Annotated in this window: 21 protein-coding genes; 9 read left to right on the top strand and 12 right to left on the bottom strand. The window is 49.9% G+C overall.

What is annotated here, in order from left to right; all coding sequences use genetic code 11:
* Nucleotides 1-110: 110 nt before the first annotated feature.
* Nucleotides 111-794, bottom strand: coding sequence for a tRNA-uridine aminocarboxypropyltransferase (locus ACO0K4_RS17715; RefSeq protein WP_422958001.1), 684 nt, complete (start codon nt 792-794; stop codon nt 111-113).
* A 98-nt stretch (nt 795-892) separates the two neighbouring features.
* Between ACO0K4_RS17715 and ACO0K4_RS17720 the strand changes: the two genes are divergently transcribed.
* A complete protein-coding gene (locus ACO0K4_RS17720; RefSeq protein WP_422958002.1) occupies nt 893-2,113 on the top strand; it encodes a hypothetical protein in 1,221 nt (406 codons plus the stop codon).
* 63 nt (nt 2,114-2,176) lie between these two features.
* Here ACO0K4_RS17720 and ACO0K4_RS17725 read toward each other — a convergent pair whose 3' ends face one another.
* Nucleotides 2,177-3,079 (bottom strand): TIGR01777 family oxidoreductase, encoded by a 903-nt coding sequence (locus tag ACO0K4_RS17725; RefSeq protein ID WP_422958003.1) that lies wholly within the window; start codon nt 3,077-3,079, stop codon nt 2,177-2,179.
* Between the two features lie 26 nt (nt 3,080-3,105).
* On the opposite strand from ACO0K4_RS17725, the gene ACO0K4_RS17730 reads away from it, so the two are divergent.
* Nucleotides 3,106-4,038 (top strand): NUDIX domain-containing protein, encoded by a 933-nt coding sequence (locus tag ACO0K4_RS17730; RefSeq protein ID WP_422958004.1) that lies wholly within the window; start codon nt 3,106-3,108, stop codon nt 4,036-4,038.
* A 45-nt stretch (nt 4,039-4,083) separates the two neighbouring features.
* Here ACO0K4_RS17730 and ACO0K4_RS17735 read toward each other — a convergent pair whose 3' ends face one another.
* Complete coding sequence (locus ACO0K4_RS17735; protein ID WP_422958005.1) at nt 4,084-5,997, bottom strand: TonB family protein; 1,914 nt, start codon at nt 5,995-5,997, stop codon at nt 4,084-4,086.
* Nucleotides 5,998-6,261: 264 nt separating this feature from the next.
* Here ACO0K4_RS17735 and ACO0K4_RS17740 point away from each other — a divergent pair, with 264 nt between their 5' ends.
* Complete coding sequence (locus ACO0K4_RS17740) at nt 6,262-7,212, top strand: proline racemase family protein (protein ID WP_422958006.1); 951 nt, start codon at nt 6,262-6,264, stop codon at nt 7,210-7,212.
* A 72-nt stretch (nt 7,213-7,284) separates the two neighbouring features.
* Here the strand turns inward: ACO0K4_RS17740 and ACO0K4_RS17745 are convergent, their stop codons facing one another.
* Nucleotides 7,285-8,067 carry a helix-turn-helix domain-containing protein gene (locus tag ACO0K4_RS17745; RefSeq protein ID WP_422958007.1) on the bottom strand — a complete coding sequence of 261 codons (783 nt, stop codon included), beginning with the start codon at nt 8,065-8,067 and terminating at the stop codon, nt 7,285-7,287.
* A gap of 286 nt (nt 8,068-8,353) precedes the next feature.
* Here ACO0K4_RS17745 and ACO0K4_RS17750 point away from each other — a divergent pair, with 286 nt between their 5' ends.
* On the top strand, nt 8,354-9,274 hold the full coding sequence (locus ACO0K4_RS17750; RefSeq protein WP_422958008.1) for a dihydrodipicolinate synthase family protein: 921 nt from the start codon (nt 8,354-8,356) through the stop codon (nt 9,272-9,274).
* Between the two features lie 214 nt (nt 9,275-9,488).
* Nucleotides 9,489-10,184: a GntR family transcriptional regulator gene (locus ACO0K4_RS17755; protein ID WP_422958009.1), complete on the top strand. Its 696-nt coding sequence runs from the start codon at nt 9,489-9,491 to the stop codon at nt 10,182-10,184.
* A gap of 161 nt (nt 10,185-10,345) precedes the next feature.
* On the opposite strand, the gene ACO0K4_RS17760 is transcribed toward ACO0K4_RS17755, so the two are convergent.
* The 4 genes from ACO0K4_RS17760 to ACO0K4_RS17775 form a co-directional block, all read right to left on the bottom strand.
* Nucleotides 10,346-10,873 carry a hypothetical protein gene (locus tag ACO0K4_RS17760; RefSeq protein WP_422958010.1) on the bottom strand — a complete coding sequence of 176 codons (528 nt, stop codon included), beginning with the start codon at nt 10,871-10,873 and terminating at the stop codon, nt 10,346-10,348.
* 17 nt (nt 10,874-10,890) lie between these two features.
* On the bottom strand, nt 10,891-11,835 hold the full coding sequence (gene ylqF / locus ACO0K4_RS17765; protein WP_422958011.1) for a ribosome biogenesis GTPase YlqF: 945 nt from the start codon (nt 11,833-11,835) through the stop codon (nt 10,891-10,893).
* A 343-nt stretch (nt 11,836-12,178) separates the two neighbouring features.
* Entirely contained in the window at nt 12,179-12,625 is a 447-nt protein-coding gene (locus ACO0K4_RS17770) for an SRPBCC family protein (protein ID WP_422958012.1), read from the bottom strand.
* A gap of 55 nt (nt 12,626-12,680) precedes the next feature.
* Nucleotides 12,681-13,259 carry a cysteine hydrolase family protein gene (locus tag ACO0K4_RS17775; RefSeq protein WP_422958013.1) on the bottom strand — a complete coding sequence of 193 codons (579 nt, stop codon included), beginning with the start codon at nt 13,257-13,259 and terminating at the stop codon, nt 12,681-12,683.
* Nucleotides 13,260-13,537: 278 nt separating this feature from the next.
* On the opposite strand from ACO0K4_RS17775, the gene ACO0K4_RS17780 reads away from it, so the two are divergent.
* From ACO0K4_RS17780 to ACO0K4_RS17790, 3 genes are all read left to right on the top strand, one after another.
* Complete coding sequence (locus ACO0K4_RS17780) at nt 13,538-13,843, top strand: high-potential iron-sulfur protein (RefSeq protein ID WP_422958014.1); 306 nt, start codon at nt 13,538-13,540, stop codon at nt 13,841-13,843.
* 91 nt (nt 13,844-13,934) lie between these two features.
* A complete protein-coding gene (locus ACO0K4_RS17785; protein ID WP_422958015.1) occupies nt 13,935-14,201 on the top strand; it encodes a DUF2164 domain-containing protein in 267 nt (88 codons plus the stop codon).
* Nucleotides 14,202-14,279: 78 nt separating this feature from the next.
* Nucleotides 14,280-14,777: a hypothetical protein gene (locus ACO0K4_RS17790; RefSeq protein ID WP_422958016.1), complete on the top strand. Its 498-nt coding sequence runs from the start codon at nt 14,280-14,282 to the stop codon at nt 14,775-14,777.
* Nucleotides 14,778-14,791: 14 nt separating this feature from the next.
* On the opposite strand, the gene ACO0K4_RS17795 is transcribed toward ACO0K4_RS17790, so the two are convergent.
* Entirely contained in the window at nt 14,792-15,400 is a 609-nt protein-coding gene (locus ACO0K4_RS17795) for a nuclear transport factor 2 family protein (RefSeq protein WP_422958017.1), read from the bottom strand.
* A gap of 220 nt (nt 15,401-15,620) precedes the next feature.
* Between ACO0K4_RS17795 and ACO0K4_RS17800 the strand changes: the two genes are divergently transcribed.
* Entirely contained in the window at nt 15,621-15,857 is a 237-nt protein-coding gene (locus tag ACO0K4_RS17800; RefSeq protein ID WP_422958018.1) for a DUF2798 domain-containing protein, read from the top strand.
* 74 nt (nt 15,858-15,931) lie between these two features.
* Here the strand turns inward: ACO0K4_RS17800 and ACO0K4_RS17805 are convergent, their stop codons facing one another.
* Genes ACO0K4_RS17805 through mshL form a run of 3 tightly spaced genes read right to left on the bottom strand, consistent with a single transcriptional unit; the run spans nt 15,932 to nt 19,862 of the window.
* Nucleotides 15,932-17,242 (bottom strand): tetratricopeptide repeat protein, encoded by a 1,311-nt coding sequence (locus tag ACO0K4_RS17805; protein ID WP_422958019.1) that lies wholly within the window; start codon nt 17,240-17,242, stop codon nt 15,932-15,934.
* Nucleotides 17,239-18,132 carry an ExeA family protein gene (locus ACO0K4_RS17810; protein WP_422958020.1) on the bottom strand — a complete coding sequence of 298 codons (894 nt, stop codon included), beginning with the start codon at nt 18,130-18,132 and terminating at the stop codon, nt 17,239-17,241. The genes ACO0K4_RS17805 and ACO0K4_RS17810 overlap by 4 nt, the downstream gene beginning before the upstream one ends.
* Nucleotides 18,133-18,134: 2 nt before the next feature.
* Nucleotides 18,135-19,862 (bottom strand): pilus (MSHA type) biogenesis protein MshL, encoded by a 1,728-nt coding sequence (mshL, locus tag ACO0K4_RS17815; RefSeq protein ID WP_422958021.1) that lies wholly within the window; start codon nt 19,860-19,862, stop codon nt 18,135-18,137.
* Between the last annotated feature and the right edge of the window lie 25 nt (nt 19,863-19,887).

Consider the following 19,887-nt stretch of genomic DNA (forward strand, 5'->3'; position numbering starts at 1 on the left):
CAGAATAAATCGCATTCCCAAAACAGAATCCGTTCATTCCATGCGGCCTTCAGCCCGAAAAGACTCCGGAAGGCGCATTAATCAAGGTGCTGATGTTTTAAAAACTCTCTTTACATACATCCTTTTTGATACATCGCCTGCATCGCCTCTTGCTGTGCGATAAACTGCTCAAAGACCGTCAACAGAATCACGGATCTTTGCTCACTTTCATGCGATTTCTCTAGCTGCATTAACGCATAACATGTCGCCTCTAAGGTGGACAACTGATCAGGCTTATGCGCTTTGCGAATCCGATAGTGCGATTCTCCCGTATCACATAAAGTCACACGCGGCAGAGCCTGCAGCAAACGATTTTGATACAGCATCTTACGGCTTTTGCGCCAGGTTCCATCGAGTACGATCAAGCGTAATAAATGAGGTTGCTCCAGTATTGCCGGATCCAACAAAGTTGCCGGCTGCATTCCTGGCGATGCTCCTTGCGGCGTCTCTGGGTACAGCAGCACATTATGCCTGTCACCTGCCTGCAATATCGTGCGGAGCCAATTTTCATCAAACACCTCCCCCACATGCAACTGACTTCCCTGCAGGCAAAGATGTAGCAGACGGGCGCTCCCCTTGGCATGCTGAACCTCAAAGGGATGCTGCAATATAACGACCTCTACCTCGCTGCTGATGCAGTTAACCCAAGGGCAAATGCACGCCGATTGCGGACGCAAGCATCGTTCGCAACCAGGTCGCCTGGTCATCACTGGTGGGGCGACTGGGTCGGCCGGGTCGGCTGTATGGTTCTGCATGGTTCAAAATCATCCGTCATAATGTTTTACATTTTCCGCGATCCCGGCACCAGCCGGGCGCGATATTATCCGCTGATTGATTATTTATTGTGCCGTTTATGATACTGACTCGAATTCGTCCCTTAATTTACCTGATCCTGATACCACTCTTTGTGAGTTGCGGTGGCGGCTCCGGTGGTGCTGCGACCAGTAGTACAGCCACCAATACCACTACAAGCACAACAACGGGAACGAACACCGGTACCGTAGTTGTGCCAGACACGCCACCAGCTGCTTTTGAAAAACGTGCCGCATGGCTCGCCGCTCGCTGGGGCAGATCGTCGCGGTTGCTGCTAGGCCTCGGCTCTGTCGATCTGGCGTCAATGCAAAAACAAACGCTTAAACCTGACATCTACGACATGTACCTGACCGGTGTAGGTGCCGGTGCCTGGCCAACCTGGAATAGTCCGTCAGGTGCCTACATTCAAGTCGTTGCCAAAAACGCTGACACCATCGGCGCAGTACCCATGTTCACCCTGTACCAGATGGCGGCTAACGGGGATGGCAATTTAAGCGGACTCAGCAACGCCAGCTTTATGAGTCAATACTGGGCAAACGTGCGCCTGCTGTTTCAACAAATCAAAACCTACGGCAAACCCGCGCTGGTGAATCTGGAGCCGGATTTCTGGGGTTATGCGCAGCGCGCTTCGACCAACAATGATCCGTCAACCGTCTTTGCCTATGTGAACACCGATGCTGACTGCAGCACACTCGCCAATAATGTCAGCGGGGTAGCGAGTTGCCTGCTACAGATTGCGCGAAAATACGCACCGAATGCGTACGTCGGTTTTCCACCTGCCTTGTTTGGCGATATTCAATCATCGCACCTGAGCTTCATGCAGCAGTTCGGTGCGGGCAAAGCTGATTTTATCGTTATGCAGACGCTAGACAGGGACGCTGGATGCTTTGAAACCAAGCCGCAACCCAGCTATTGCATACGAGACGGAAGCAACTGGTACTGGGATGAAACAAACCAGACCTCACCCAATTTTTCCGAGCATTTTGTGATTGCAAAAAGTTTTTATCAAGGTCTGCAACTACCTATTTTATGGTGGCAAACCCCATTGGGCGTCGCGGCGACACAATCAGGATCGTCCGGTGCGTGGCGTGACAATCGTGTACGTTATTTTCTGACGCATGCGAGTGAATTGGTTGGCGCAGGCGGCCTGGGTGTCGTTTTCAGCCCCGGAGAAAGTCATCAGACGACGATCAATACAGATGGCGGTCAGTACAAGACTTTATCTGAACGTTATCTGTCTGCGCCAGCGGCATTGCCATAGTCCGGATTTGCATCCCACTTTATTTATCGGCAAACATAACCACTGATTCCGATGCATTACAACTCACTCTTTTTGCAATAAATTTTTCAAGGCAGGTTGTAACACCGGATAGCGAAATACGAAACCTGCCTTGTTCAAGACCTGCGGTATCACCCGCTGCCCGCCTAACAACAAGATCGCCATTTCTCCCATCGCCATCTTCAATAAACCAGCAGGTGCGACTAGGCATGCAGGCCGATGTAACACATCAGCTAGAGTTTGCGTGAATTCCCCATTCCTGACCGCGCCAGGGGCCGTCATGTTGACGACACCGTTCACATTAGTTTGTTCTGAAACGAACAGTAATGCCGCGACATAATCTTCGATATGTATCCAGCTCATCCATTGCTGACCATCGCCAAGACGCGTCCCCAGGCCGAGTTTAAAAGGCAGCAGCATTTTATGCAGCATACCGCCAGTTGCATCAAAAACCAGTCCAGTACGCAATATCACTGTACGAATACCGAGATCATTTGCCTTGACTGCTTGCTGTTCCCACTGCACACATAAACGCGCCCCAAAATCCAGTCCGGCGACGCCGTTTTCGTTAATCAATTGATCGCCAGTGTCACCGTACCAGCCAATCGCTGAGCCGCTCAAAAAAACGCTGGGCTTGCTCTTCGCAACCGCCATGCAGGCGACCAGATCGCGTGTCAATGCGACCCGGCTATCGAGTAAAATTTCCTGCCGTTTTGCCGTCCAGCGTGCATCAACAATCGGCTCACCGGCGAGATTCACTACGGCATCGAATTGTACTTCCGGGGTCCATTCACTGAGCGCTGCCATCGCTCGCACACCCGGCCCGCACACATCGCCGACCCTTGCAGGTCGCCGGCTCAAGACGGTGATTTCATGCCCCTTTGCCAGCAGCGCACCACACAAACGTCGCCCGATCAAACCAGTACCACCTGTGATGAGAATCCGCATATTCCTTGCCTGTTAGAATGAGTGAAATGATTGAAACGACCGTACTGACTGACACCAAATCCCTAAAGCAAAGTACGATGCCATTGATCTCAATTGATATCACCATCTTGCCACAACCGGATTTTTCCGACATGCCTATCGACCCCACTCTACTTCAAACACGTCGTCCGGAATTCCAACATTATTTTGGCGACACGCTGGAATTCATTGCGTTTCTTACGATAGCCCCCTCCATTAAAATCACGGGACACACGAGTTTGTCTGCTGCTGAACTGGCAGCAAGCCGTCAACATGCCACACGGCTAGCGGCAATAAATAGGCCAGATGATCCGCATCTGATTGTTACTTCAGCATTGAGCAATACAAGTTGCTTAGAAGTAGAGGAAATCAATTTCTCCGGGATTTGCAGCCTGCGGGATCAATCGCAACAACCAGCAATCCTGAGTGCAAGTGCGTTGCTCGTATGTGAAGAAACGCAGGAACTCATTCTGCATCGTCGCTCTGAAAGTGTCGTCACTCACCCGAATCACTGGCATGTAATCGGCGGTGCAATGCATCCGCAACTTGACCTTGATCAAGGACAATTGAATCTCTTGAAAACCATACAAAGAGAAGTGCAGGAAGAAACTGAGTTGACGATCGAACTCGACGATATTCCGCTTCTGTCACTGGTCAAAGAAAGTAGTAATGGCTTCATACAATGTGCGGCAATCGGTATCGGAATCAGTGCTAAAACACTCGATGATATACACGATAACTGGGAAGGTCATACAGTGCGTGTTCCATTCACAAACCTGGCAACATGCTTGAGAGAGCCCTTGTGGGTTCCTAGCGGAAAAGCTCACGTACTCACCTGGCTGGCATTACGCGCAATGAGGCAAGCACAAGGTGACGGGCAATTACAAGAAAACAGTCAATTCAATCCAGAAGAATTACTGACACAGATTCTGCGTGAGTGACGTGTGTTTTTTATTTTTACAATGATGCTACATGTCCGAAAAAAATCACCGCATCTCTTCAAGAATTTTTAAAGTCTCATCAAAATTCCAAACACGGCGTATCTCTATGACGTCATATTTCAGGGCGATATTTGGCGGGAATGCGGCGTAACGTGCATTGACCCTGACGATACGACGTACCGCCTCATCCAGATCAGCCCTGCCACTGGAGCGGTTGATCACCACATCTTCTACGCTGCCGTCACTGCGGATAATCACGGTCACGACCGGATCGCCACGCGCCTTGTCTTTTGCCACTTGCGAATAATTCAAATTACCATTGCGCTCAATTTTTTGACGCCAGCTCTCTACATACATCCGTACTGGAAATTCTTTATCCTCGCTACCCAGGAAACTACGACGACGGGATTTAGTCATATCCTCCGTGGATCGCGGCACAGGTGGATTACCGCGCAACAAATCGAGACCACGTGCCTGATCCAAGGCGCGGCTAGCCAGATCGCTGCTGAGTAAATTTTTGGGCAAGACGATTCCCTTATCTGCCCCTCTGTCATTACCAGCGCCGGCCAGGCTATCGCCACTGCGATCACCGCTACGCTCACTACTATTATTTCCAAGCGGCGCTAAGGTTCTTGGTTCAAATTTCGCTTGTCCGGAGCTTGCCTGAGCTGCTTGAGCAACACGTTCTCGTTCTTTTTGCGCCAACGCCTCGGCTAGTTGACGCGCCTGCTCTTCTGCCTTTTGTCGTGCGGCGAGTTCCTCTGCCTGCTTCTCAAGTTTTTGACGCAGGGCTATTTCTTCTGCCTGCTTTTCCATTTGTTTTTCGAGCTGCTTTTGACGCGCTATTGCAATGGCTTGTTGCTGAGCGAGCTCCTCAGCCTGTTTGCGTAGCTGTAAGTCAAGTGCCTGCTTTTGTTTGCTGTCTTCGTCCTGACGACGTGCCAGATCCAGGCGCACAGCTTCTTGCTGCTGACGTTTTAATTCGTCCTGCCGTAGCTGTTGCGCCAGCTCCTGGGTGCGTTTGTTCTGTTCTTCTAGCTGCTGCTTTTGCAAAGCCAGCGTGGCAGCCTGTTTGGCGGCCTGCTCCGCCAATTTTTCATTTTGTTTACGTGTTACTTCTTCGGCTAACTGGCGGTTGTCTTCTTCAAGTTTTTTTGTTGCGAATTTTTGTTGCTGTTGCTGTACTTGCGCCTCAGCTAACTGGCGCATTTCCTCTTTGAGTTTTTTTTGCTGGACAATTTCTTGCTGAATCATCTCTGCCTGTTTTTTCTCATCCGCCAATTTAGCTAGCTTAGCCGCCTCCGCCGCTTGCTGTAAGGCTGGATCAGGAGCCTCGGGCAGATCGGCAAGCTTGACTGGCTCAGCCTGTTTCTCCGGTTTTGGTTTCGATTCTGGCTTGGGTGTGCTTTTTCTCTCCGGCTCTTCCGGACTTGGTAATGGAACCACGAAGCTGTCGTCCTTCATCTCATCCTGAGCAATGATGCGTGGAGGATTTTCGGGCACATCTTCAGGTGTAACTGGTGTCGCGCTTCTGCTAGAGATCGGCGGCGCAGGTAATCTGGCTATTTTTTTGAGCGCTGTTTTATTTTTCACGGCAGTCGACTTCGTCGGTGCTAGAGCAGGCTTGGGAATCGCCGGCGCGACAAGTTGTATCGCCGTCACTGGCGGCGGCGTGACCAGCGCTTGCTGTGGGTTTGATGGTAACGGCGGAACCGGCACATCAGGCACAGGCAAAGATTGTAGTGGCGGTAACGCTAAGGTCTGCGCTGCTGGCAAGGTGTTCGCAATTTGTACACGTAAAGGGGTCGGTGGGGTCGGAGCTAGCCGCTTTTCCCAGGGCATTTCTATGCCGGGTAGTCCTAGTCCGGGAATGCCAAACTGCAAAGACAGCACGAAGGCGTGGATCAATAGCGATATCAGCACGCCTGTCAGCAGGCGCTTGGTTACTGGATCAGGCATTGATGATTCGCGTTGTCGTGGTCCGAAATTCATGCAAGGTGATGGTTTTTTCGTAATTCAACGTGCATTATCGCATGGCAATTTTTATGTGCACTACCCAATCTATCAATCTGCTGTAAGTCAGCAGAATTGACCTACCTGAGAAGATGAAATATTTAGCAACTGACAGGCTGACATTATGGTCATGCTTGCTATGCTCAATTCAGCATATTTACGGTGGAATTTCGTCAAGACATCCGCAAAACAATATCGTATGCTGATCGCATGAAAAAAATATCCATTATTGACTCCCATACAGGCGGTGAACCTACTCGCCTGATTATCGATGGCGGGCCGGATCTCGGTGCCGGCTCCTTGGCAGACCGGCTGGTGCGGTTTCGCTCAGAATTCGATCACTACCGCTCTGCCACAGTCTGTGAGCCGCGTGGATCCGATGTTATCGTCGGTGCCCTGGCCTGCGCACCGCACGATAGCTCATGTACGGCGGGTGTGATTTTTTTTAATAATGTCGGCTACCTTGGCATGTGTGGTCACGGCATGATCGGCTTTGTTGCAAGCCTGGCCTATCAAAATAAAATCCATATTGGGCAGCATCGTATTGATACTCCCGTAGGGACTGTGCAAGTCGAACTGCATGCAGATCATAGCGTGACCGTACATAACGTCGCTGCACGACGCTATCGCCACGCAGTGACGCTTGAAGTCGATGGAATAGGCGCAGTCACCGGTGATATAGCCTGGGGGGGCAACTGGTTCTTTTTAATCGCAACACATGGACTGAGCTTGGACCGGGCGGATATTGATACCCTCACCGATTATTGCTGGCGAGTACGGCAAGCACTTGAGGCGCAAGGCATTACTGGCGAAAACGATGCCGTGATCGATCATATCGAACTGTTTGCAGCACCGGACTTGTCGCAAAACCATAGCAAGAATTTTGTTCTATGTCCCGGCAAAGCTTATGACCGTTCGCCTTGTGGCACAGGCACCAGCGCAAAGCTGGCTTGTCTGGCAGCTGATGGCAAATTGGCAGAGGGCGAAATCTGGCGGCAGGAGAGCATCATCGGCAGCGTATTTGAAGCCTCATACAAACGCGCACCGGACAACGCTCAGGTAACTAGCATTCTGCCCAGCATACGCGGTCGCGCTTATGTGAATGCCGAAGCGAGCTTACTTCTGAATGAGAACGATCCGTTCATCTGGGGAATTCGCTAAAGAAAAATTAGCTAGGATCGTCGAAAAAAGATCTGCACCAGGTACAGCGTTCCGCGGTGCGGCGGAGCTAGTTTAAGCGCGACTCAATACAACATCGCGGTAATCGCTCGGCGTCATGCCGACGGTAGACTTGAACATTCTGGAGAACGCACTGTGATCCTGATAACCGCATGCGGCGGAGATATCAGTAATGGTCTTTGTCGGATCAGCCAGCATCGATGAGGCTGCATCGAGGCGAATCTTGACTATCATCTGACGTGGTGTCAAAGCAAATATTTTATAGAAATACCGTTCAATCTGAGCCACGGACAAGCCTGTCAGCTGCGCCAGATCTGCCATCTGGATATTCTGAAAGTAATGACTATGCAAGTGTCTTACTGCAGCAGCTATCTGATGATAAATCGGATGCCGCTGATCCGGCATCGCCAGATCGCGTGAGATTCCGGTCAAGCCGATGATGACATTATTCACATCGCGCAAAGGTAACTTCTTGGTCAGACACCAGCCGGGATCCATATTCGGGTATAGATGCAGTTCTAGCTGATCATTGAGTGCGGCATCACCGTTCAATACCAACTGATCTTGCTCATCGTAATTTACCGACAAAGACGCCGGAAAAATCTCTGCAGCAGTTCTGCCAATTAACGCTGATTTTTCTCTTTCGCCGACCCGATTGACCAAAGTCTGATTCACCACCACATAACGCCCTGCCATATCTTTCACGAAAAAGACAACATCCGGCATCGCATCAAATAAAGCTTCAGCAAAAAAAACGTCGGCAATTTCATTCGCAATCTGATGTCGCTTGGAATTAACGTCGGCGCTGGAGGTGATGGGCATGGAATCAATAAGCATGAATGGTGGCCGTGAATATTATTTTAAGGATAATTAATATTATTCATTTTACATGGAACAACAACAACAAGATAAATATTCAACAATATTTTGAATATCATGCAACATTTCACATATATTGTAAATATATTTAAAGTATATTAGCATATCGAATGAGCTAATGAGCTTCAACCCGCACTGAGACTTCCACTTCATCACTGACCAGCGTCGCTCAAAAGTTTCGTCCAATAAATCAAGCGAATTCAATAAAGTCATCACTAACATCATCAACCATCAAGGAAACAGCATGAACAACAGGAAATGGCACGGTGTCTTCCCCGCAGTCACCACAAAATTTAAAGCCAATGAGGATCTTGATCATGCAGAGATGGAAAAGCATTACGCCTTCCAGATTGAGAGCGGCGTGCATGGCCTGGTGACTTGCGGCTCCCTGGGAGAAGCCAGCACCCTGTCGTTTGATGAAAAACTAGAGATTGCTCAGATCGCTTTGCGGGTTGCCGACAAGCGAGTGCCGGTGCTGGTCAACGTCTCTGAAACCCGCACCGCCAATGCGGTACGCTTTGTCCAGCGCGCAGCAGAGATGGGAGTGCAGGGCTTTATGGTCATGCCATCCGTGCTGTATGCCGCCGATGCACGCGAGGCTAAAGACAATCTGCGCACCATTGCCAAAGCAGCGCAACTGCCCATCATGGTGTACAACAATCCGGTAACCTACAAAGTCGACCTGACGCCCGAAGACTTCCAGGATCTGGCCGATTGCGAATGGCTGGTGGCGATCAAAGAATCTACCGACAATATCCGACGTATCACGGATCTGCGCAACGCTGTAGGCAACCGCTATCAGTTATTCATGGGAGTCGATGACCTTTCATTTGAAGGGCTGGCCGTCGGTGCGGACGGCTTGCTGGCAGGTCTGGTTGTTGCATTTCCCAAAGAGACCGTTGCGCTCTATCAATTGATGCAGGCAAAACGTTACGACGAAGCGCTGAAGCTATATCAATGGTTTATGCCTCTGCTGCATCTCGATGTGTCGACCAAGCTCGTCCAGAACCTGAAACTAGTCGAAGCACTCGTTGGTGTCGGCAATGAAAATGTCCGCCTGCCACGCCAGCCTCTGATCGGCGCAGAACGTGACCGGGTAAGCGCAATCGTGCGCAAGGCACTCGATACCCGCCCTGACGTCTCGGCCTATCTTCAGGCTAATTAAGCCATCTAAACAACCTAAGCTACCTAAGCCAGAGTGGCAGGTCGTCACCGGCCTCCATCATCATTTCTCACGATAACACCGGCACGGGTCTGCATGACAAATCCGTGCCCAAACAAACAGAACAAGTAAGAATTTGATAAAACATCAAAATTACAAAGTAAAATTCGAAAAATTAGCGATAAAATCCATACAAAATACAGAATTCGGATACCCGATGTTTGCCACAGCCCCCAAGTCGCCCCCAGCACCAATGACGCCACTGAGTCTTCCGGCCCCGAAATTACGCGCCGCCGATATCGCCTACGATGCGATAGAGAGCATGATCGTTACGCTGCAACTCAAACCAGGCTCACCCATCGTCGAAGCCGATTTAGTCGACCTCACAGGCATGGGACGCACGCCGCTACGCGAAGCATTGATGCGCATGTCATCGAACGGCCTGATAGAACAATTGCCGCGCCGCGGTCTAATAGTGAGCGATATCGAAGCCGCTGAACACATGACGCTGATTGAGACCCGCCGCGTGATCGAGCGACTGATCGCCAGTAGTGCTGCCCGCCGCGCGACACCTCAGCATCGTATCAACATGGTCGAATGTGCGAATCACATGATCGTTGCCGCCAAATGCGCGGATCTAAATGCCTATATGGCAGCAGATCAGGCGCTCGACCATGTGGTACACGAGGCTTGCCGCAATCCCTCTGCTGTCGCGGCGGTCGTGCCTTTAGTGATTAAATGCCGCCGCTTCTGGTATGCGTTTCAGCATGAAGGTGATATTGAAGAGGGTGCGCGCTGCCACCTGTTACTTGCCAAAGCAATTGCCAAGGGCAATGAAGAACAAGCGGTCAAAGCCGCAGAATCATTGATGGATTATCTGGAATCATTTGCGCGTAAGGTCATCAACGGCTGAGAGAGCTGGTATTGACCATGCCATCCGATGCGACCACTCCCCCGCTAGGCCCAATGCATCATACGATAACCGCTGCGATGCAGATTTTTGCTAATCTCTTACCAATCGCTTATCACATTAAGGAGCGGGGTAAAATTCACCTGTGATCATTTTTCGGCAATCTATTTGGCATTTGCCCGCGATCCGGGCAAGCGTTTGACGTTCGGCAATGCGCTGCTTAACAACCATAATTTCAGCCGTATCATTTGCGGATCGACGCGCCGGTGTTCGGTGCGTGCCATTAACAACTTCAACAAACCTGACTCGGTGATGCCAAGCATCGTATGTTCGGGGATCGTCGCATAGTCAGCACCGAGCAGACGTAACTCGCGTTCGGCGACCACTGGTTTGATCAGCTCAGACACGTCTTTCAGCGGTACCCATACCACATCATCAACCAGATAAAAGCGCAGATGGTAGCCGTCAAATACATAGTATTTGCCCTGCCATTTATGTAGCGCAGCATACTCGGCCCAATATTTGATTGCAGGAAGAATTGCCAGCAGATCGCGGGCAAATAAATGCCCCCATAAGGGCGATGTGATTAACAGTCCGATCGGAGCGTATTTTTCATCAAGAATAGCGCCGATTTTCCACGCCACATAGGACATGGCGGAACAAAACAGCAAGCGGAAGAAGAAAGAGATCATCGCCGCTCACCGATTATTTATTGACGTGGCAGCGGATCCAGCTCGCCCTGTTCACCTTGCGAGACATCCGTCGTTTTGCCCTGACCGAGCAGCACTGGCGGCACATAAGTTGCCAGCAGATGTTCGCGGCTTGCAGGCGTCTCCAGACTGACGCGACCGAGCGCGCCACTGCGATAATCGAGTAACAGAGTGTGCGCGGCTTTTTCCAGATCCCACTCACCGCCCTTGAGTCGATACGCACGTTTTTTTGCCACGCCTTCGATCACGCTAACGCCATCGATACCGTCTGTAGAAAAGCCATAACGGGCGGTGAGAAATTTAGAATAATTCAGCAATAAACGCTCTGCCAAAAAGGTCGCGACCTCTTCCTCGATCAAGGCATTTACGCCGACCGCATGACTCGCCGCCAGCATCAAGCCATCGGTAGGATGCGCAATCTTTGGCCACAACATACCCGGCGTATCGACCAGAATCATATTCTTGCCGAGGTACAGGCGTTGCTGCACCTTAGTCACCGCAGGCTCGTCACCCACATTGGCCACACGTTTTTTTAGCAAGGCATTCATCAGCGTCGATTTACCGACGTTGGGAATCCCCATGATCATCATGCGCAAAGGCTTGGTCGGTACGCCTCGGTGCGGTGCCAGCGCCAGCGCCAGACCGGGTACTTTGGCGACATCCGACGGCTTCTTGCAACTCAGTGCAACCGCATGCACGCCCTTTTGCGCATTATAAAAATCCAGCCATGCCTTAGTCGCATGCGGATCGGCCAGATCGCTTTTATTCAAAATTTTCAGACAGGGACGCTGACGAAAATTACGCAACTGCTCAACCATGGGATTGCAGCTCGCTTGCGGGATACGTGCATCGAGCACTTCTATCACCAGATCGGTACTTTCCATGGTCTCTGCGGCTTTTTTGCGCGCAGCGTTCATGTGACCGGGGAACCATTGTATGGACATGCTTATTCTTCTTTTTGGTAAAACAAAGCGATATTGTACGGAAGTCTGCCGCCAATGAGCCGGAAGTTTCTGGATTAAGCCGATTAAACTCTATTTTTAGGGGAGTATTGGCTAATTTAGTGCCAATTCCGCATGTTTTATGGGGGTGATGAAAATATACTCTATCCCAGTATATATATTTGAAAAAACCTTGAAATCTGAACTTTAGCGACATCCGATTCCCGGTTCAGTGTGCCGCCCCAATCAGAGGCCTCCATGGCAGGTCGCACTAACAGGGGCTAATCTCATTGAGGAAACTGATCAATACTAACCAATACCACCTGGTAAAAATCAGTGCTCATAATTACCCCGGAATATCAGGCTCGACCAGCGCCGCCAGTTGGACTAGCGATTCCTGCCAACCGAGATAACACATTTCAAGCGGTATGACATCCGGAATACCCGCCTGAGTTACGCAGAGCTCCGTCCCGCATAACACAGGCTTGAGCGTCACAGTCACCTCGATCACACCAGACAAACCAGGATCGTCGAATTGATCGGTATAGCGAATCCTCTCGTTCGGCACCAGCTCCAGATACTCGCCGCCAAACGAGTGGCTATTCCCGCTAGAAAAGTGATGAAACGACATGCGGAATGTACCTCCGACACGGGCATCCATGTGATGCACCGTACAAGTGAAGCCATATGGAGGAATCCACTTTGCCATGGCACCACTCTCAAGAAAGGCGCGATACACTTTTTCAGGCTTAGTACGTAATACCCGGTGCAATTGAATGGTTCGGTCGGACATACGAGGTCTCCTTTACCAACTGCGAAATGTGAAATGTGAAATGATCAAATCAATCTTACTTTCGAACACCACCAAGCAGACTGAAATCGACCGTCTCCGCCGTCGCAATACCGTTAACGCGACCAGGATAACTCAACCAGGTCATCGCGATATTGAGCTCGCTGATGATACTTGATGCCTCAAGCCTTGTGCCATGATCGAGATCCATGCTGTTGGTCGCATGGGCGTCCTTGACTAGCGTCAGATCGTATCCACGTTCCAGCGCGCCGTAGGCCGTGGCGCGAATACACCAGTTGCTTGATGCTCCGGCGAGCACGATATGCGTTACGCCAAGCCGGGCAAGCTCCTCGTCTAACACTGTTTGCTCAAACGACGAATTGAAATGCTTGTGGATGAGCAATTCATCCTTTAGTGCCACTAACTCTGGCACCCATTGCCATTGCGGACTGTCATACGGTAAATCCTCATCGGCATGCTGAACCCAAATTACCGGAATTCCCTGCATGCGAGCGCGCTCCACCGTGCGCGCAATGTTATTGATAATTCTCGGTGCATCCCACGCACTTTTCATCACACCGACCTGCACATCGACGACCAGCAAGACGCTTTTACTACCTTCTCTAACCGTTGCCATTAAAAATACCCCCGGATGAATGCTACCTGTTTATACAATCATAAAACATTGACATGTGTTTGCGTCATTAATTCGCATCGGCAAATTAACATCGTCTTAGAATGGGTGTTTGGGTACCGATAAGAAGAGGAGCGCATCGCCGCGACTCATTACGCTCACATAAAAATATAAGATTGTGTGAATCAATTTGCGATAATCTCGTCCTCTACATATCCATTCGAGGATATTTCAACCTCACTGGATCAGCCCTAAATTATTCAACCAAACCAGGAAAATATATGATCAGCCGCCGCCAATTTATCCTCCAGATTAGTCTGGCAAGTAGCGCATTAGCCGGTTCTCAGCTTAGTGCAGAAAATACCCTGCTCAGCGAAAGCGATCCAACGGCAATTGGCTTGGGCTATAAATCTGATGCGAGCAAAGTCGATAGCAAGAAATTTCCTGATTATGTCGTCGGACAAGAATGCGCGAATTGCGCTCTTTATCAAGGTAAATCGAGCGATGCCAGCGGCGCATGCTCCATATTCCCTGATAAGCTGGTCACTGCAAAAGGCTGGTGTAGCGCCTGGAATAATTTGGCGTAATGCGCGGATACGCCGCCGGTCAATTCATCTAGCAGCAACCAACAAAATACCTGCAACCACTTATTCAGGACTATCAATTTTCAATCAAATCATGAGCATCAACATCCCAAAAGAGATCCGCACCAGAGCAATCTCCTCCATTGAGCGTTACTTTCAGGAAAACATGGATGAGAATATCGGCAACCTCGCTGCAGACGCCTTACTGAGCTATTTTCTGGAAGAGATTGGCCCGATTATTTATAACCAGGCCGTAACCGATGCACAACAGCGGCTAGCCGCGCGAGTGCAAGAATTAGACTTTGAGGTGCACGAAGAAGAATTTCAATACTGGCAAAAATTTGATCGTAAGCGCAAGTAAACTAGCTCATCCTCAGTCAAACACTCGTCAATGAAGAGTAATAATTTTCCGGCATATTCATCATCAATCAGGAATCGTATGCGTCTGATCTCTCGCGTTTTTATGTTTCTATTGCTTGTCTTAAGTTCGGTTTGCGTAGCTGAAACATACAACATGGAGACACAATTTATCACGCCAATAAAACTACCCAGTAAATTAGTGTCACTGGTTAATGAACATCTTGATTCACCATTTGAAAGGTCTGGATGCGCTGCATCACTAAGGCAATCGCTGGAAGCCTCTTTTGTAAGGCTTTCACCCACTGATAAGCTGAGTATTTTGGTTAAACCAGCAGAATCCTGCCTTTGCGGCGCTCATACCTGCTCGTTCTGGATAATCCGGCAATGTGGCTCCTCATATTGTTTTGCAGGGCACTTACATGCACATTCTATCGAGATCAATAAAGCCACTCTGCTCAACGACTACTACGGATTAACAGGATTGCCAGGAGGTGCTGCGTCCTCAGAGGCAACCCATTTCCTATTCGATGGAACAAGTTATATTGAGAAAAAAATAGGGTTAAAGAAAATAAAGTAGTTCACTAGAAATAATTATTTCTTATATTCATCCGCCTCAAATTTTTTGATACTGTCGACAAGCTGGTTCACCAGTGGATTTGGCACAGCGATCGACAGTTGATAGTGTTCGATCTCAAACCCTTTGTCCGTTTTATGTACGACACCGGATGCCTGGCAGATACCCATTTGTGTGGCTAGCTGCTCGTCGAACCAGAACCAGGCTTTGTCAGACGACATGGCAATATGGCGGTTGATTGCTTTAAACGTCCAGGCGCTGGGTCGTTCGAAATGGACTTTGCCCCAGGCTTTAAATTCATCGCGTGTCCAGCGCTCGGTTTTATCGGTACCGATGTACACGCCGTTCTTGGCGATCTTATCGAAATAGGCGAGGCGGGAATGCGCTGCATCGTCATGCCATTCGTCGAGAAAAGCATGTAGCGCCTTCATCTCGGCGGGTTGAGCGGCTTGCGACAGGGAAGGCTCTGCCGCGGGCGCTGCACCGGCGGCAAAGGTTATTGCAGATAAACTCGCTGCAATTAGAAAGATACGAAAATATTGAGAGCATCGTTTGTTCATCGCGCCACCTTCTGTCGGTAACGTCCACTGATTCGCATCAGCAGACAATAAAGGGAGTATAGGCATTTTTAATGTCTTATACGCTTGTAATACCTAGTGTTTAAAATATACACTAACCAGTATAGCAATTGATCAATGTTCATACATAGTGCGTTATACGCTATTGCATGATCGATCTGATATCCGACCTAAGATACGATTTAAGATGCGATTTATCAGTAGATCAGATGGCGATGCACAGATCAATTTTGCTTGACTGTCATCCCTTAGCACAAAGGAAATTTACATGAGAGGCCGTATCCCTGCCCGCTTCGCACCGATATTATTTGGTGGCATGCTGTCCATCATTATGGTGTCGATTATTTCTGCGGTAGTGCTGGTGGTCAATCAAGGCATAACACCTGATTTCGCTACACGCTGGCTCAAAAGCTTTTTGAGCACGTGGCCGATTGCTTTTCCTACCGTACTGGTGATTGCGCCACTCGTGCGTAAGTGCGTGGTGTATCTGACGACGGATAGTTAAGCGCAGTTTTTGCAGGTGACGCATTGCAAGCGTACATAGAAGAGCAAGCGGTCCGGCGTAGCGCTCCACTATCTCTAGCGCGTATGTAATTGTGTGATTCTTTGCTCTACATAGGCTTGCAATTCGGGACTGAGGCTGTTGCTTGACTTTGCCCGCTGGAACGCGTCAGCCGCTTCGCCGGAACGTCCGTCTGCCTGCAATGAAATCCCCAATCCCATCCACCATAATCCGCTCTGTGGATTTTTCTTCAGCGCATTTAAGTATAGTTCTGCGGCTTCTTTATGACGCCCCTCACGTTGCTGTAATGCGGCCAGAAACGCGAGGTAATCTGCGCGTTCCGCGGCATAACTGACGCTACGCTGCAAAGTCTCAATCGCGGAAAGGACACTCACTTTTTCAACCTGTAGTCGCGCCAGTATCATCGCCAGATTGACTTGACTCTTGTCGAGCGCCAGGCCACTTTGCAGCCAGCGCATCGCCTCTTCATGACGTTTGCTATCGATCAGTATGCTGATCAGGGTTTGTCTTGCTGCGGCATGCTGAGGGTCAAATTTCAGTACCTGTTCAAGGCTGGCAATCGCATCGGCATTACGACCTTGTTGCAGCAGTGCTCTGGCTTGCCGGTATTCGTTATCTGCTTGTTGTTGCGGTGTGATTTCTTTAACCGTTTTCATCGCTGTTACAACGGAGGTTGCGGCAGGTGCGGCGGGGAACGTTGTTGACGCTCCTGATGGTATTGGTACTGTAGCTGGTGTATTTGACGGCACTGCCGGAGCAGGATTTGTTTTGCCACTTACTGTGCGTCCGTCAGCGTTAGCTGACACACTGCTAGGCACTACTCTGGTCGTTTTCTGTTGTTGGCGGTTATTGTTGCGGTCGTCCTCTTGAGAGCGGGCATTTTTTTCTGCAATCGCCCAGCGTCCCATCGCGTCAAGATCAGAACTCATTTTTAGATGCAGCAATTGTGGGGGTAAGGGAGACAAAGTACCGGTATTGAGCTGCTTTTCTACCGGACTTAAACGAGCGGTGTCTGCTCCCGCCGGTGCCGCTGTAGCAACTGCTGTAGTAACAGTCTTAGCAAGCGATGTGGCAATTGGCGTAGCAGTAGAAACTACAGGCACGTCAGTAGATTTTTTTTGCGCAGGCGTTGCTGATATGGTGATGCCGCCAGCAGGTCTGGCAGGTCGCCAGTTCATCCAGATGGCCATAACGGCAACGACGACGATCATACCGGCGATCAGTATTTTTATCAGCAGACCGGTACTATTGCCACGGTCAAACGATACATCAGGAACTGCCCGGACCATTGCAGGGCCGTTTTCAACCGGATTAATCGCGACGCCGCGCTTGTCCAGATCCTGCAACATTTGATTGATCAGACTCATTTGAAATAGACCCAGACCGAAATGAACGCCAGCACCAAAACTCCAAGCGAAAGACGAGAAAACCAATGTCGGGCACTTAACAAACTAACGCTGCCCAGCGTATCGTTAGCAGCCAGAAGTACCTGACGCAAGCCAACCTGTTGCTTGCCTTCGCCAAAGCTGAGCATCAGTGCCTTGTTGGCGAGTACATTCAGCAGGCGCGGGATGCCGTGACTGCACAAATACAGCGTACTCAGGGCAGCCGGAGTAAAAAGGTTATTCCGCTGACAGCCTGCGACCGCCAGACGGTGGGCAATATAGATCCGGATTTCTTGCCTGTTCAAGGGACGCAGATGGTAGTGAAAAGTGATGCGTTGTGCTAACTGGCGAATGTCATTGCGGGCGAGCTTGATATCTAATTCGGGCTGTCCGAACAGAACAATCTGTAGCAGTTTTCTTTTTTCCGTCTCCAGATTACTGAGCAGACGCAAGGCCTCCATGGTCTCCAGAGGCAGCGCCTGCGCTTCATCAATGCATAACAAAACACGCTTGCCTTGTCTGGCCAGATCAAGCAGACGATGATTGATCGATTTGAGTAACTGATGCGGATCCTGATTTGCGGGCGCTTCAAGCTCATCAGCCACTGCCCGCATCAGGCTTGCCGGATCCAATAAAGGATTAGGGATATAGGCAGTGAAAAAATCAGACCCCAGAGTCGCCATGAATTTCCGGCACAACATCGTTTTACCGGTACCGACCTCACCGGTAATCTTGATAAAGCCTTCCCCATTTTTTGCGGCAACCAGCAGAGTATTTAGGGCCGCCTGGAAAGTTGCAAATAAAAAGAAGTAACTCGTATCCGGCGTGATACTGAACGGAATTTCACGCAAACCAAAGTGAGACTTGTACATACTTATTTTTTTTCTATCTTCCCGCGCGGTGCCAGATTCTGAATACGATTTTGACTTTCCAGAATATCCTGCTCCCATGCGCCGTCGCCCTGCACGATGGTCGGTTTGATCAGTATCACGAGCTCACGCTTTTGCACGACCTGATTCGTATTACGGAACAAGGCGCCGACCAATGGTACATCACCTGCCCCCGGGATCTGTGAGCGATCATTCGTCGTCGCCTGGCGCATCAGTCCGCCGATCGCAACGATACGGCCATCCTGTCCGCGCACGACACTATCAGTCTCTGACACGGCACTCGATGCCAGTGGCAATGTCAGCGTGCCGGACGTTCCGAGATTCAAGGTTTTTTCAACTGTTGTGACATTGCTGACAGACGGGTGTACATGCAAAGTGATATTGCCGTTCTCATCAATCTGCGGTGTCACGTCCAGAGCCACACCGGAAAAGAATGGTTGTACCTCGACACTTGATGTCGGCGCAGAAGAGCCTGTAGTAGAACTTGTTCCGGGCGTAGAGGTCACCTTGGTAACGAAGAACTCGTCTTTACCAACTTTAAGTACAGCCTTTTGATTATTCAGTGTCGCAATTCGCGGGCTGGACAAGACATGAACATTACCTTGAGACTCTAAAAAGGATAGCAGTGCAGCGAAATTGCTGGTCTGAAAAACCAATCCGAATAAGGAGCCGGCAGCAGTGCTGACAGCACCCAGTGCAGTACCGCTAGTTGCTGTTAAACCCGTATCTGTCGCCGTCACCGTCGTCGTACTGAGGTTGGTGCCCGGCGACACAAATCCCAGCGAAGCACGACTGTTTGGAGCCGCATTCAGGGCAGCGAATGACGCCCAGTTAATGCCAGACTGAAAGCGGTCATTCAATTCGACTTCAAGTATCTTTGCTTCCAGAATGACCTGGCGATCAACCGACAGTTGCGTCGCCTTCAGATAGGCACTGACATTACGCATCTCATCCGACATTGCACGGATCACGACAACACCGGATTGAGGACTGATGACGACCTGACGACCTTCTTTACCAGCGCCAACGATGGTGTCTAAAGACAGCTTTAACTCGGACCAAAAATCGCTATTGGATGTTGTTGTGATTTTGCTCGAATTAATCGACTGTGAATTGTTACCCTGATTATTTTGGCCACCGTTATTCGACGAGCTGCTGCTACTTTGTACTGAGTCAGATACTGAGCCTGAGATGACGCGGATATCCGATGTCCCTTTACGGCTTGACGCCAGATAGCTGATCTGAAAAATCCTGGTCTGCAAAGTCAATGGTTTGATATAAATGCGGGTGCCTTCCACCTTATATTCGTAACCGTATAATTCTCTGATCGCATCCAGTGTTTCCATCAGGCTGACGTCTTTCAGATTCGCCGAAATCGTACCGGTAACATCAGGATGAACCAACATGTTATAGCGCGTTCCAGAGACAATCCCCATAAAAAATTGATTCGCAGGCGCATTAATAAAATTCAGATTAAAACGCTCCTCAACAGATTTACTGGCCAGCGGCAAATCTACTTTAAGTTCGGGGAGCAAGGACAACGATACCGTCTCGGGTGCCGCGGGCTTCACTGGCACAATCGCGGCCTTGCGTATTTCTTCCTTGATCAAATCATATGTCTCTTGTTTCGATGCAGGTGCAGCGCAACCCGCCAGCAATAGCACTATCGCGGGAAATGTCGTTAGAAAATGTGACGATATGTTTTTTCTCATGCTGATATACCTTTAAAGTCGCACC

It is taken from the genome of Undibacterium sp. RuTC16W (genome assembly GCF_049339445.1).
In the GTDB taxonomy this organism is placed as follows: Bacteria; Pseudomonadota; Gammaproteobacteria; order Burkholderiales; family Burkholderiaceae_D; genus Undibacterium.

What these genes read in the sequence shown, in the direction of transcription:
- ACO0K4_RS17760 (WP_422958010.1), bottom strand. Translation starts at nt 10,873, where the DNA reads ATGATCTCTTTCTTCTTCCGCTTGCTGTTTTGTTCCGCCATGTCCTAT.
- ACO0K4_RS17800 (WP_422958018.1), top strand. Translation starts at nt 15,621, where the DNA reads ATGAGAGGCCGTATCCCTGCCCGCTTCGCACCGATATTATTTGGTGGC.
- ACO0K4_RS17810 (WP_422958020.1), bottom strand. Translation starts at nt 18,132, where the DNA reads ATGTACAAGTCTCACTTTGGTTTGCGTGAAATTCCGTTCAGTATCACG.
- ylqF (WP_422958011.1), bottom strand. Translation starts at nt 11,835, where the DNA reads ATGTCCATACAATGGTTCCCCGGTCACATGAACGCTGCGCGCAAAAAA.
- ACO0K4_RS17775 (WP_422958013.1), bottom strand. Translation starts at nt 13,259, where the DNA reads ATGGCAACGGTTAGAGAAGGTAGTAAAAGCGTCTTGCTGGTCGTCGAT.
- ACO0K4_RS17725 (WP_422958003.1), bottom strand. Translation starts at nt 3,079, where the DNA reads ATGCGGATTCTCATCACAGGTGGTACTGGTTTGATCGGGCGACGTTTG.
- ACO0K4_RS17740 (WP_422958006.1), top strand. Translation starts at nt 6,262, where the DNA reads ATGAAAAAAATATCCATTATTGACTCCCATACAGGCGGTGAACCTACT.
- ACO0K4_RS17735 (WP_422958005.1), bottom strand. Translation starts at nt 5,997, where the DNA reads ATGCCTGATCCAGTAACCAAGCGCCTGCTGACAGGCGTGCTGATATCG.
- ACO0K4_RS17795 (WP_422958017.1), bottom strand. Translation starts at nt 15,400, where the DNA reads ATGCCTATACTCCCTTTATTGTCTGCTGATGCGAATCAGTGGACGTTA.
- ACO0K4_RS17750 (WP_422958008.1), top strand. Translation starts at nt 8,354, where the DNA reads ATGAACAACAGGAAATGGCACGGTGTCTTCCCCGCAGTCACCACAAAA.
- ACO0K4_RS17785 (WP_422958015.1), top strand. Translation starts at nt 13,935, where the DNA reads ATGAGCATCAACATCCCAAAAGAGATCCGCACCAGAGCAATCTCCTCC.
- ACO0K4_RS17780 (WP_422958014.1), top strand. Translation starts at nt 13,538, where the DNA reads ATGATCAGCCGCCGCCAATTTATCCTCCAGATTAGTCTGGCAAGTAGC.
- ACO0K4_RS17755 (WP_422958009.1), top strand. Translation starts at nt 9,489, where the DNA reads ATGTTTGCCACAGCCCCCAAGTCGCCCCCAGCACCAATGACGCCACTG.
- ACO0K4_RS17770 (WP_422958012.1), bottom strand. Translation starts at nt 12,625, where the DNA reads ATGTCCGACCGAACCATTCAATTGCACCGGGTATTACGTACTAAGCCT.
- ACO0K4_RS17720 (WP_422958002.1), top strand. Translation starts at nt 893, where the DNA reads ATGATACTGACTCGAATTCGTCCCTTAATTTACCTGATCCTGATACCA.
- ACO0K4_RS17730 (WP_422958004.1), top strand. Translation starts at nt 3,106, where the DNA reads ATGATTGAAACGACCGTACTGACTGACACCAAATCCCTAAAGCAAAGT.
- ACO0K4_RS17745 (WP_422958007.1), bottom strand. Translation starts at nt 8,067, where the DNA reads ATGCTTATTGATTCCATGCCCATCACCTCCAGCGCCGACGTTAATTCC.
- mshL (WP_422958021.1), bottom strand. Translation starts at nt 19,862, where the DNA reads ATGAGAAAAAACATATCGTCACATTTTCTAACGACATTTCCCGCGATA.
- ACO0K4_RS17790 (WP_422958016.1), top strand. Translation starts at nt 14,280, where the DNA reads ATGCGTCTGATCTCTCGCGTTTTTATGTTTCTATTGCTTGTCTTAAGT.
- ACO0K4_RS17805 (WP_422958019.1), bottom strand. Translation starts at nt 17,242, where the DNA reads ATGAGTCTGATCAATCAAATGTTGCAGGATCTGGACAAGCGCGGCGTC.
- ACO0K4_RS17715 (WP_422958001.1), bottom strand. Translation starts at nt 794, where the DNA reads ATGCAGAACCATACAGCCGACCCGGCCGACCCAGTCGCCCCACCAGTG.